The following is a 12,323-nucleotide window of genomic DNA, read 5'->3' as shown; positions in this document are numbered from 1 at the left end:
AACCCTTGGGTTATATAAGAAATAGTGTCTGACTATAAACATAATAGTCAGTGGCTACTACTAGCCAATCAGCTGATAAACCCAACAGGGGCTCAGCCTGAGGGGTACAGCCCCACCGATCTTTCGCTAACCGATTGTAGCCGGAATTGCCCTGATTTCAGCAGGGTTTTTAAATTCTGGCCGTTAAACGCCGAATTGGGCTGACTGCTGAATAAATGAGCGTCCAGCGCCGCCAGTTCGTTCTGCAGGCGCGGGTCGTTCAGCCGGCGGCATAATTCGCCGAGGCTGTGGATCGGCGTCGCAACCGGCCCCATGCCGCCGGCATTCACCCAGGCAAGCAAAGCCGTGCGGATAGCCGCCGGCTGATTGCTGTTGCAGGCTTGATTCAGCGCATTCCACTGGGCATTCCGTGACGGAGCAAGGGTTTTCGGTGTGCCCGGTAGCGGCAGCCCCCGGGCGCGTCGCCATTGCCACAGATTCAGCCCCAGTGACAGCAGCAGTGCCACCCCCAGCCCCAGTAACCAGGCTGCGGCGGCCGGTATTTCGGTGGCGGTGGCCGGCATTGAGGCGGTCGGGGCGGGGCTGGCTGGTCTGGCCGCAGCGGCTGGCGCCGCGCTGCTGCCTTTTATCTGCAGGGTGCGCGCTGGCAGCACCGCGTATTCCAGCCGGTCGAGTTCGGTGTTCCACCAGGGAATGCGTATTTCCGGCATAACCAGTTCGCCGCCCTGCATGGCGACCATGGCGACGGTCTGGCTGGCCTGGCCAACCACCCCTTGTTCGGTCATCTGGTCATCGCTGCTGTTTTTGTCCGGGTAGTAGCGCAGCCCCGGAATTTCTGGCAAGGCAATGGCCGGCAGTTGGGCGCCGGGCAGTCCATCGGCCTGCAGGGTCAGACTGTGCACCACGGCTTCACCAGCGACCCAGCTGGCCGGGTCGGTGCTGTAAAAATCTTCCGCCTGCAGGTTGCGGACGGGTAGCCAGGGCGCGGCCGGATACTCTGCCGGAATAGGCTTAACGTTCAGCCGCAGGGGCTTGCTGACCACGCTCACCTGCTGGCCACGGCTCCAGCGGTCATAAGCGTTGAGCATGCGGGCGGTAAAGCGCTGCCCCGGGATGACCAGTTCCCCGCTGACCGCGGGAAAGATCAGAAACCGGCGTTCATACACACCCAGGCGTTTGCCATCAATCACCGTGGTGTACTGACGGACATCGCCCAGCGGTTGTACCCGGGCATCGGTCACCTTCAGTTCCGACAATGCGGCGTTGTCGTGTTCAAAGCGGTAATAGAGTTTTTCGGTGTACAGTAGCTGGCTTTGCACATACAGGCTGTCGGGCGGCGTGACGCTGGTGACGAAGAAGAAATCTTCCTGCAGCTGCTGCTTTACCGACGCCGGAGTGGGGCTGACCTGTACCTGGATGGCGGCGGTGGTCTGGCCATCAAAGCTCAGCGCCGGAATGGTCAGCTCGCCGGTGCGCAGCGGCAGCAGGGTAAGCAGCCATTCGGTGTAGGATTCGCGCTGGCCATTGCTGACGACCCAGCGTTGCGCACGTTGTTCGTTCAGAATGCGGAAATCCCGCTCCAGCGGCTGGAAATCGGGTTTCTGAAACAGCACCTGCGCTTCGTAACGCAGGCTCAGGGTCAGGGTTTCCTGCTCGCTGATGCGGGTTCGGTCAACGCTGGCACTGAAGCTGGCTGCCAACGCCGGATGGGCGGTCAGCCAGCTCAGCAGCACCAGTGTAAACAGGCGGATTACCATTCGACTTCTCCCTGGACAGATTCACGTAAACGCGGCTGTTGGCGGTATTGGTAGAGGAATTTGCGCTGCAGCAGATTGCCGGGCTGGTCAGGCACGCTCTGCAGCCACTGATCCATGGCGGCCTGTTCTTCCCGGCTTAAACCCTGTTCCGCGGCGGCGCTGAGGTCGGTTGCCTCAGCCGGAGACTGCGGATCCTGGTCGCCGGGAGCCGGTTGCTGGCCGCTTGGCTTATCCTTCCCTTCGCCGTCCGCAGCGGCCTCTTGCGGCTGCTTTGCCGTTGCGTCTTGTTGCTCTTGTTCTTGCTGCTGACGGGCCAGTTTATCGGCTTGTTGCCGGACAAATTCATCATCGGCCTGCGACTGGCCGGACTGGTTGTCACCGGACTGATTGTCGCCGGACTGATTGTCGCCGGACTGATTGTCGCCGGATTGATTGTCACCGGCTTGATTGTCACCGGACTGATTGTCGCCGGATTGATTGTCGCCGGATTGATTGTCGCCGGATTGATTGTCGCCGGATTGATTGTCGCCCGACTGATTGTCGCCCGACTGATTCTCACCGGATTGATTGTCACCGGATTGTTGTTGCTGCTGTTCCTGTTGCTGCAGTAACTCTTCCACTTTGGCGCGGTTACGCTGGGCGGCGCTCAGGTCGGGTTGCTGCTGTAAGGCCTGATCGTAGGCCTGCAGGGCTTCCTGTAACTGGCCGTTTTGGGCCAGCGCATTACCCAGGTTGTAGAGGTTTTCTGCACTGGCCGGGGCTTGCGCAAACGCGCTGGCCGCGCCCTGAAAATCGCCGGCCCGGTAGGCGGCACTGCCGCGCCAGGCCGGGTCGTTAAAGCGTTGCGCGGCGGCGGCCGGGTCTTGCTCAAACAGGGCAGCCCCCTGCTGGTCGCGGGTTTGCCACAGGTCTTGCCAGCCCGCGGCCCAGACCGGTTCGCTGGGCGTTAACAGCACCAGCAAGGGCAGACACAGCAATACGCCACGGCGGAACAGCAGCAGAGCAGGTACTAACAGCAGCAGAAGCAGCCAGAAACCACCGTCTTTCCACTGATCGTATTCGCGCTGCAGGCTGTTGCTGCCGCTGCTGACCTGTTGCCGGGCGGGCAGCAGCTGCTGCCAGTCGCTGTCATCCAGGGTCATGCTTTGCCAGGGAATGTTCAGCTCCCGGCTGAGCTGCAGCACCGGTTCAGGGTTAAACGCCGGCATCACAATCTGGCCGTTATTGTCGTGCAGAAAACCACCGCCGGGCAGGGGAATGGGGGCGCCATCGGTGGTTCCCAATGTCAGCAGGCGCAGCCGGAAACCCGGCTGCAGGGCGGATTTGATGCGGGCAACGTCCTGCTCCTGCAGGCCGTCGGTCAGCAGCAGTAAATCGGCCTGGCGCAAACCGGCAGAATGAGTCATTTCCTGGGCCAGGCGAATGGCCTTTTCCGGCCGGCTGCCCGGCGCCGGCATCATCCCTGGTGATAACGACGGCAGCAGGCTTTCGATGGTGCGGGTGTCGTCGGTCAACGGCACCACTTTGTAGGCATCGGCGGCATACACCACCAGCGCGGTAAGACCATCGCGGCGAGCGCGGACAATATCGGTCACTTTCAGCAGCGCCTTCACCAGCCGCGACGGGCGTACATCCTGAGCGTACATGGAGGCCGATAAATCCAGCATGATTACCAGTGCATGGTCGTTTTTAACCACCGGTTGCGGCAGTTTCTGCCAGGCCGGTCCGGCCAGCGCGAGTACCGCCAGACACCAGCCCAGCAGCCATAAATAGTGCTGGCGTGAGGCTTGCCGCTGTGGCTCTTGTGCCAGCATGGCCGGCAGCAGTTGCGGATCAATCACCTGACGCCACTGGCCGGCACCGGCCCGGCGCTGCCACAGACGCCAGCCCGGCCATAACGCCGGCAGCAGCGCCAGCAGCCACCAGGGCCGCAGCAGATGCAACTGTTCCGGGTGCTGCAGCAGGCTGCTGAACATAATGCTGGCTTCATTCATGGGGCAGACCTCCGCAGGGCCGGCAAGCCGCCGCTTTGTTGCAGGGCCAGCAGCAGACTGAGCACAAAGGCCAGCAGCAACGGCCAGTGGTACAGGTTTTGTTGCGGGCGGAATATCTGCGCATCACGTTCAGTGGGTTCCAGTTCATCCAGCAGGGCGTAAATACTCTGCAGTTCGTTGCTGTTGCGGGCGCGGAAGTAGCTGCCGCCGGTCAGGCGGGCAATATCGCGCAGGGCTTCCTCATCCATATCCCGGGATGGGTTAACGGTGCGGCTGCCAAAGAAGCTGGGTACTTCCATGGCCTCGGCACCAAGGCCAATGGTGTAAATACGGATATGGTGTTGCGCAGCCAGAGTGGCGGCTTTTTGCGGTTCCAGCGCGCCGGCGTTGTTGGCGCCATCGGTAATCAGCACAATAACGCGGCTGTCCTGTGGTTGCTCCTGCAGGCGTTTGATGCCCAGGCCGATGGCGTCACCAATGGCGGTTTTCTGCCCGGCCAGACCAATCTGGGCTTCCAGTAATAATTCTTTAACCGTGGCGCGGTCGAAGGTGAGCGGGGTCTGCAGATAGGCTTCGCTGCCGAACAGAATAAGCCCCAGCCGGTCGCCCTGACGGCGTTCAACAAAATCACCAATCACCTGTTTGACCACCACCAGCCGGTTAACCGGCCGGTTTTCCCATTGCATGTCTTCAATTTCCATACTGCCGGACAGGTCTACGGCCAGCATCAGGTCGCGGCCGGTTACCGGCATTTCCACCACATCGCCCAGCTGATACGGCCGTGCCAGCGCGGTTAATAACGCCAGCCAGACGCCCAGCTCCAGCCAGGGAATAGCACCGCTGACGGCGCCGGTTACTCCGCTGTTGCCGGAGGCCGCCAGTTGCCAGCGCTGCAGCGCTGGCACCCGCAGGGCGGCCTGTTGCGGCGGCAAGGGGGGTAATAACGCCCGCACCAGCCACGGCAGCGGCAGCAGAATAAACACCCAGGGCCAGTGCCAGTTCAGTTCCATTGCGGGCCTCCGCGGGCAGGAATATCGCTGGCCAGCAGCCAGTGTTGCGCCTGTTGGCACAGCCGGCTGGCATCGGCGGCTATATCGGGCCGGTACGGGCCCTGGGCCAGCGCCTGGGCTTCGGCGGGCTGAAATACCGGGCCGCCGCTGCGTTGCTGCAGAAAGGCCAGCCAGTCGTCTCCGTACAGGCTCAGTGCGTGTGGGTAATAGGGCCGCAGGCACAGTTTCAGCCATTCATTAACGGCGGCGCACAGTGCGCTGCCCTGTTTGCCTGTGGTCATTTGTTGCAGCCGGGCCAGCGCCTGCTGCAGACGCCGGCGGCGCTGCCAGCGCCGGTAAGCCCAGATGGCTGCCGTCAGCGACAGGCCCAGAATCAGCGCCGCCAATAACCACCAGCCGGGAGCGGGCGGAAAGGCACTGACGGGCGGCGGCAGCATAATATCCTCCAGTGGCAGTTGCATCAGACCACCTCCGGCAGGCTGACGGCGGCGCCCAGCCCCAGGCCGGTACGCAGCGCCGGTAAGGGGTCAGGATCGGCGGTGGAGAGCGCCAGCAACGGAATCTGCAGTTGCAGCAGTTGTTCACGCAGTTGCTGCAACTGCTGCTGAAAGGCCTGCTGGTAGGTTTGCCGGGCGTTTGCTGAGGCAGTATCCAGCAGCAGCCGGCGCTGGCCATCGGTCAGCGGGTACAGGCCCGGGGGCGGTAATTGTTGTTCCAGCGGGTCGCTGATATGCAGGGCTATCACATCGCAATGGCGGCTGATGCTGAACAGGTGCTGCTGGCATTCGTGGTCGTAACCGGCCCAGTCGCTGGTAATGTAAATGCGGCTGCCGGGTCGGGCCACTCGGCGCAAATGGCGGAGCATCTGCGCCAGCCGGTCGGGCTGCGGCGTTGCGCTGGTGGCCGGCAGCCGGGTCAGTTCATTCAGCAGGTGCAGGACGCTCTTGCGACCGGGTTTGGGGCGCAGATCCAGTTCCTGCGCATCATTGAACAGCAGCGCGCCGATACGGTCGCCATTGTGCAGGGCGGCCCAGGCCAGCAGGGCGGTAAGGTCGGCCGCCAGCACTTTTTTCAGGGCGCGGCGGCTGCCGAACTGCATGCCGGCGCGCAGATCGCACACCAGCAACACCGGCCGTTCTTTTTCTTCATTAAAGACTTTGATGTGGGCCTGGCCGGTGCGGGCGGTTACCCGCCAGTCCATGCTGCGCAGATCATCGCCGGCCTGATATTGCCGCACTTCGGCAAAGTCCATGCCGCGCCCGCGCAAGGCCGAACTGTGGCTGCCGCTCATATCGCGCAGCACCTTTTTCTGGCGGTTCAGCGGCAACATCGGCGCTAAGCTGCGCAGCCGCACCAGATTGGCGGCGACAATGTCAGCACCGCTGGAAAAGCTTTGTCGCAACGGCTGGTTCATCAGACCACCGGTACCCGCTGCAGCAGTTCGTTAATGACCCGGTTCACCGTCATGCCCGAGGCTTCGGCTTCAAAGCTGAGCAGTAAACGGTGGCGCAGCACATCGTGGGCGACGGCCTGCACATCATCGGGGCTGACGTAATCGCGGCCATGTAACCAGGCGTGGGCGCGGGCACAGCGGTCGAGGGCGATGGTGCCACGCGGACTGGCGCCGTATTCAATCCAGCCGGCCAGATCTTTGCCGTAATGCTCCGGCTGGCGGGTGGCCATCACCAGCTGTACCAGATACTGCTCGACCGCGTCGCTCATGTGCAGGCTGAGCACCTGCTGACGGGCGCTGAAAATATCGGCCTGGGTCAGGCGCGGGAAATCGGCAACCGGTTGTTGCAGGGCTTCACCGCGGGCCAGACGCAGAATCTGCTGCTCGGCACCGGCATCGGGGTAGCCAATGACCACGTGCATTAAAAAGCGGTCCAGCTGCGCTTCCGGCAGTGGGTAGGTGCCTTCCTGTTCAATCGGGTTCTGGGTGGCCATCACCATAAACAGCTCGGGCAGCTTGCGGGTAACGCCACCGACCGTCACCTGACGTTCGGCCATGGCCTCCAGCAGGGCACTCTGCACCTTGGCCGGGGCGCGGTTGATTTCGTCGGCCAGAATCAGATTGTGGAAAATCGGCCCGGCCTGAAAATCAAAGCTCTGCTGCTGCGGGCGGTAAATTTCGGTACCGGTAATATCCCCGGGTAACAGGTCGGGAGTGAACTGAATGCGTTTGAAATCGCCTTCCAGCCGTTGGGCCAGGGCATTAATGGCTTTGGTTTTGGCCAGACCCGGCGCCCCTTCCACCAATAAGTGGCCGTCGCTGAGCAGGCAGATCAATAAGCGGTCAACCAGATGTGGCTGGCCGATAATCTGCGTCTGCATGGCGTCTTTAAGACGTATAAATTCCTCTTTTCCAGTCATCTTCCTGTTATCCAGAGCGTTGATTTGCCAATGATTTTAGAGACTGAGCCGGGCGGGTCAATGGCCGTGGCGGTCAGTTGTTGGCAATAGACTGAATGCGCCGCCGTTAGTTCAGCGCCGAGCTGTGCTTTGGCGGGTGTCATTAAGCCGGCTGAATGGGCTAGGCTTATTACCATTAACCGTCGTCATGGATTTAACGGATATGCTCAGTCACCTGCACAGCCTGATTGCCGAACGTAATAGCCCGGAACAAACCGATGTCTTGCAACGATTTGCCGACCTGTATTTTTCCGGAGCCCCGCAGGACGAGCTGCAACAGCGGGATGTGGCGGATTTATACGGTGCCACCTTATCCTGCTGGCAGTTTGTGCAGCAGCGGGCCGGCCAGGCCATTAAGGTACGGGTATTTAACCCGGATTATGAAAATCATGGCTGGCAGTCATTACACAGCGTGGTGGAAATTCTCTGTGATGATGCGCCGTTTCTGGTTGATTCCGTGCGCATGCTGCTGAATGCCCGGCAATTATCCCTGCACGCCATTCACTATTGTGTGTTACAGGCGCAGCGTGATGGCAAAGGTCAGCTGGATACCGGTACCGCCTGGGATCAGCCGCGGCCGCAACAGACCGCTGCTCAACCGGCGCCGGAAGCCATTATTTATGTGGAATTTGATCACCATTCCGATACCGGTTTTTTGCAGCAGTTAAATCAGGAAATTCAGGCGGTATTGGCGGAAGTGCAGACCTGTGTCGCTGACTTTCCAGCCATGCTGGCGCGGCTGCAGCAGGTGCAGCAGCAACTGGACAAGCCCCACAATAAAGAACGGGCCAGCGATTATCAGCAGGCCGCCGATTTTCTTCACTGGCTGAGCAATAACCATTTTACCTTTCTCGCCTGTGATGAATTTAAACTGGATACCGGTGGCAAAGAGCCGGTGATTGAACGGGTAGCCGGTGCCGATCTGGGCTTGTCGCGGCATTATCCGGCCAGCCGGCAGGTGATTCCGCTGGCGGAGCTGGACAGCGAAGTGCAGGCTTTTATTACCAGCCCGCAATTAATCAGCTTTGTAAAATCCGGCAGCCGCAGCCGGGTACACCGGCCGGCTTACCCCGATTATGTGGTGATTAAATTTTTTGATGCCAAAGGCGCGGTGACCGGCGGCGTGCGTTTTCTGGGCCTCTATACCTCGATGGTGTATATCGAGACGCCGAATTCCGTGCCCCTGGTTAAAGAAAAGTTGCAGGCCGTGCGCGATATGGCCGCGTTCAGTGCCGGTAGTCACAGTGCCAAAGAGTTGGATCGTATTCTGGAAGTGTATCCCCGCGATGAACTGTTTCAGTCCACGGCCGAACAGCTGCTGAAAACCGCACTGAGTATTCTGCATATTCAGGAACGGCGACAAACCCGGGTATTTTTGCGTAAAGATGCTTACAGTAAATTTCTTTCCTGCCTGCTGTATGTACCGCGCGATATTTATAACACTGAATTGCGGTGCAAAATTGAACAGGTACTGATGCAGGAAGTACCGACGCTGGATATAGAATTTAATACTTATTTTTCCGAATCCATTTTAGCGCGCACGCATTTTATGCTGCGGCTGGACCCGCAGCAGCCGCTGGAGTACGACGAAGCGGCACTTATTAAGAAAGTGCTGCAGGTGGCACGCAGCTGGCAGGATGAATTGCAGGCCACCCTGATTGAACAGGTTGGCGAGGAGCTGGGTAATCACCAGTTTCATTTATACAATTCGGCTTTCCCGGCCGGTTATCGCGAAGCCTTTAATGTCCGTACCGCCGTAGCAGACGTACAGTATATGGAAAACCTGTGCACGCAGGATGCCGGTGAACTGGGCATGAGCTTCTACCGCGAACCGGAAGAAGCGGCCAATGAATTACGCTTTAAATTATTCAGCCGTGATCAGATTCTGCCGTTATCCGATGTGATTCCGGTGCTGGAAAATCTGGGCCTGCGGGTATTGGGTGAACACCCTTATGAAATACTGCGCAGCGATGGTCAGCGCTTTTGGATGCACAACTTTCAGCTGCGTTACCGCTTGTCAGACAGCATTAATATTACCGCGGTTAAATCCCTGTTTCAGGACGCTTTCCGTGCCGTCTGGCAAGGGCAGGCCGAAAATGATGGCTTTAACCGGCTGGTGCTGGGCGCGGAACTCAGTTGGCGCGATATTGCCGTGCTGCGGGCTTATGCGCGTTATATGAAGCAAATCCGCTTTGGCATCAGCGAGCAAACCATCGCTGATACCTTAAGCCGGTATATCGATATCAGCGCGCGGCTGGTGCAGTTTTTCCATAGCCGTTTTGATTTGCGTAACAAAACCCCGGACCAGCGTCAGAGTGCGCTGGAAAAACAGCAGCAACAGTTGATCGGAGCGCTGGAAAACGTTGCTCAGCTGAACGAAGAACGCACCATCCGCCGCTACATTGAATTAATTAACGCCACCCTGCGCACCAACTTTTATCAGCTGGATGAGCAGAGCAATAACAAACCCACGCTGGCGTTGAAACTGAATCCGGCTGCCATCAGTGATATACCGCTGCCACGCCCGGTGGCGGAAATCTTTGTGTATTCGCCCCGGGTCGAAGGGGTGCATCTGCGCGGTGGCCGGGTGGCCCGTGGCGGCTTGCGCTGGTCCGACCGGGCCGATGATTTCCGTACCGAAGTATTGGGGCTGGTAAAAGCGCAACAGGTGAAAAATGCGGTCATTGTTCCGGTGGGTGCCAAGGGCGGCTTTGTCGCCAAATGCCTGCCGGCGGAAGGCAGCCGCGATGAGATTCAGGCCGAAGGCATCGCCTGTTATCAGGCCTTCATCGGAGCCTTACTGGATGTTACCGATAACCTGGTTGAGGGTGAGCTGGTACCGCCGGCGCAGCTGGTGCGTTACGACGGCGATGATCCTTATCTGGTGGTGGCCGCCGATAAAGGCACGGCCAGTTTTTCCGATATTGCCAATGCCATTGCGGTGGCGCGCGGCTTCTGGATGGGCGATGCCTTTGCCTCTGGCGGCTCGGTCGGCTACGACCATAAAAAAATGGGCATTACCGCCCGCGGTGCCTGGATTTCGGTGCAGCGGCATTTCCGTGAGCGCGCTATTAATGTGCAGGAAACCGATATTACCGCCGTCGGCATCGGGGATATGGCCGGCGATGTCTTTGGTAACGGCATGCTGATGTCGGAACATATTCGCCTGGTCGGGGCATTTAATCATCAGCATATTTTTATTGATCCGCAGCCGGAGGCGGCGCGCAGTTTCGCCGAGCGTCAGCGCCTGTTTCAGTTGCCCCGCTCCAGCTGGGCGGATTACAACAAAGACTTAATCTCTGCCGGTGGCGGGGTATTTTTACGCAGCGCCAAAAGCATTGCGATCAGCCCGGAAATGCAGCAGCGCTTTGCTATTACCGATGAACGGTTAACCCCCAATGAGCTGATCAAAGCCATGCTACGTGCCCCGGTGGATTTACTCTGGAACGGCGGTATCGGCACTTATATTAAGGCTTCTGCTGAACGGCATTCGCAGGTAGGGGATAAAGCCAATGATGGCCTGCGCGTAGACGGCAATGAGGTACGCGCCACGGTGATTGGTGAGGGCGGTAATCTGGGCATGACGCAGCTGGGGCGGATCGAATATTCCCTTAATGGCGGTGCCTGTTTTACCGACTTTATTGATAACGCCGGCGGCGTGAACTGCTCCGACCATGAAGTGAATATCAAAATCATGCTGAACGAGGTGGTGGCCGCCGGCGACCTGACCGTAAAGCAGCGGAATGAAATTTTTATGGCCCAGACTGCTGCCGTGGGCGAGTTGGTATTGCAGGATAATTACCAGCAAACCCAGGCCATCGCGCTGGCGGTGGCTGACAGTCAGTTGCGGCTGGATGAATACATCCGTCTGATCCGTGACTTTGAACAACAGGGCAAGCTGAACCGGGCGCTGGAATTTCTGCCCGCCGATGAACAGCTGGCGGAACGGCGCAGCAGCGGCCGTGGTTTAACCCGGCCGGAACTGGCGGTGTTAATTGCCTACACCAAGGCCGATCTGAAAGAGCAGCTGAATCAGGCCGAGCTGGTCAGTGACCCCTATGTGGCAGCGATGATGCAGCATGCCTTTCCGCAGGCACTGAACGAGCAATTTCCTCAGACGCTGGAGCAACACCGCCTGCGCAATGAAATCATCGCCACTCAGCTGGCCAACGATATGGTTAATGCCATGGGCATTACCTACGTCAGCCGTCTGCGCGATGCCACCGGCGCCGGTATTGCTGCCATTGCCCGGGCTTATCTGGCCGCCCGCGATATTTTTGCCATGCCATATTACCGCCAGCAGATCAGTGCTCTGGATTATCGGGTACCGGCGGAGGTGCAGGCGGATATGCAGGCTGACCTGATGCGGCTGGTACGCCGCGCCAGCCGCTGGTTTTTGCGTAACCGTCGCCAGAACCTGAATATTGCGGCCGAGGTGGAATGCTTCCGGCCTGCGGTGGATGCCCTGATCCGGCGCATGGGCGAGTTGCTGCAGGGCAGTGCCCATGAACACTGGCAGAGCCTGTACGAAACCCGTCTGGCCGCCGGTGTACCGGATGATCTGGCCCACTTTACCGCCGCCGCCGCCAACCTGTTTGCGGCCCCTGGCATTATTGAAGCGGCTGCGCAAACCGGCCGCGAGGTCTGCGAGGTGGCCGCAGCCTACTATCAGCTGGGCGAACATCTGTCACTGACCTGGTTCCTGCAGCAGATTAACGCGCTGCCCTCAGCCAGTCGCTGGGACGCGCTGGCGCGCGAGAGTTTGCGTGATGATCTGGACTGGCAGCAACGGGCGCTGACGGTTGGCATTCTGCATAATCAGCCAGCCGGAGCGACGCTGGATGAGGCGCTGACGGTATGGGAAGAACAGCAACAGGAACTGGTGCAGCGCTGGAAAGCCATGCTGACCGAGCTGGGCACGGCGGGGACGCTGGAGTTCACCATGGCTTCGGTGGCACTGCGCGAACTGCTGGATCTGGCCCAGGCCAGCCGGCCGGGCGGGTTTTGACAGAACCCGCTATGCCTGCAACCCGGCTTCGTGATTCAGAACTTTCCTGTAATCCAGAGCGGGCACCGGGTTATTCAGAGGCTCCCTGGCTTCCCTGCGCCGTAAAGCGAAGTATGATGCCGCTTTTAAACCTGTGCGGAGA

7 protein-coding genes are annotated in these 12,323 nt (G+C 59.5%); 1 reads left to right on the top strand and 6 read right to left on the bottom strand.

Translation table 11 applies throughout. The features are described from left to right. Window positions 1–92: 92 nt before the first annotated feature. The 6 genes from GJQ55_RS08790 to GJQ55_RS08765 are packed head-to-tail and all read right to left on the bottom strand — an operon-like array spanning window position 93 to window position 7,134. Window positions 93–1,757 (bottom strand): BatD family protein, encoded by a 1,665-nt coding sequence (locus GJQ55_RS08790; protein WP_228344600.1) that lies wholly within the window; start codon window positions 1,755–1,757, stop codon window positions 93–95. After that, window positions 1,751–3,751 carry a vWA domain-containing protein gene (locus GJQ55_RS08785; protein ID WP_228344599.1) on the bottom strand — a complete coding sequence of 667 codons (2,001 nt, stop codon included), beginning with the start codon at window positions 3,749–3,751 and terminating at the stop codon, window positions 1,751–1,753. Before GJQ55_RS08785 ends, GJQ55_RS08790 begins: the two co-directional genes overlap by 7 nt. Further along, complete coding sequence (locus tag GJQ55_RS08780; RefSeq protein WP_228344598.1) at window positions 3,748–4,761, bottom strand: vWA domain-containing protein; 1,014 nt, start codon at window positions 4,759–4,761, stop codon at window positions 3,748–3,750. The genes GJQ55_RS08785 and GJQ55_RS08780 overlap by 4 nt, the downstream gene beginning before the upstream one ends. After that, complete coding sequence (locus tag GJQ55_RS08775; protein ID WP_228344597.1) at window positions 4,752–5,222, bottom strand: DUF4381 domain-containing protein; 471 nt, start codon at window positions 5,220–5,222, stop codon at window positions 4,752–4,754. The genes GJQ55_RS08780 and GJQ55_RS08775 overlap by 10 nt, the downstream gene beginning before the upstream one ends. Beyond that, on the bottom strand, window positions 5,222–6,175 hold the full coding sequence (locus GJQ55_RS08770) for a DUF58 domain-containing protein (RefSeq protein WP_228344596.1): 954 nt from the start codon (window positions 6,173–6,175) through the stop codon (window positions 5,222–5,224). Before GJQ55_RS08770 ends, GJQ55_RS08775 begins: the two co-directional genes overlap by 1 nt. Further along, window positions 6,175–7,134 (bottom strand): AAA family ATPase, encoded by a 960-nt coding sequence (locus tag GJQ55_RS08765; RefSeq protein ID WP_228344595.1) that lies wholly within the window; start codon window positions 7,132–7,134, stop codon window positions 6,175–6,177. Before GJQ55_RS08765 ends, GJQ55_RS08770 begins: the two co-directional genes overlap by 1 nt. Window positions 7,135–7,336: 202 nt before the next feature. On the opposite strand from GJQ55_RS08765, the gene GJQ55_RS08760 reads away from it, so the two are divergent. Continuing rightward, window positions 7,337–12,181 carry an NAD-glutamate dehydrogenase gene (locus tag GJQ55_RS08760; RefSeq protein ID WP_228344594.1) on the top strand — a complete coding sequence of 1,615 codons (4,845 nt, stop codon included), beginning with the start codon at window positions 7,337–7,339 and terminating at the stop codon, window positions 12,179–12,181. The last annotated feature ends 142 nt before the right edge of the window (window positions 12,182–12,323 follow it).

Origin of the sequence: Venatoribacter cucullus (assembly GCF_016132445.1) — a bacterium.
Lineage (GTDB): Bacteria > Pseudomonadota > Gammaproteobacteria > Pseudomonadales > Oceanobacteraceae > Venatoribacter > Venatoribacter cucullus.
This window is presented reverse-complemented; position numbering and strand designations above follow the sequence as displayed.

Excerpts from the sequence above, each read along its gene's own strand:
- GJQ55_RS08785 (WP_228344599.1), bottom strand. The coding sequence starts at position 3,751 with ATGAATGAAGCCAGCATTATGTTCAGCAGCCTGCTGCAGCACCCGGAA.
- GJQ55_RS08780 (WP_228344598.1), bottom strand. The coding sequence starts at position 4,761 with ATGGAACTGAACTGGCACTGGCCCTGGGTGTTTATTCTGCTGCCGCTG.
- GJQ55_RS08790 (WP_228344600.1), bottom strand. The coding sequence starts at position 1,757 with ATGGTAATCCGCCTGTTTACACTGGTGCTGCTGAGCTGGCTGACCGCC.
- GJQ55_RS08770 (WP_228344596.1), bottom strand. The coding sequence starts at position 6,175 with ATGAACCAGCCGTTGCGACAAAGCTTTTCCAGCGGTGCTGACATTGTC.
- GJQ55_RS08760 (WP_228344594.1), top strand. The coding sequence starts at position 7,337 with ATGCTCAGTCACCTGCACAGCCTGATTGCCGAACGTAATAGCCCGGAA.
- GJQ55_RS08765 (WP_228344595.1), bottom strand. The coding sequence starts at position 7,134 with ATGACTGGAAAAGAGGAATTTATACGTCTTAAAGACGCCATGCAGACG.
- GJQ55_RS08775 (WP_228344597.1), bottom strand. The coding sequence starts at position 5,222 with ATGCAACTGCCACTGGAGGATATTATGCTGCCGCCGCCCGTCAGTGCC.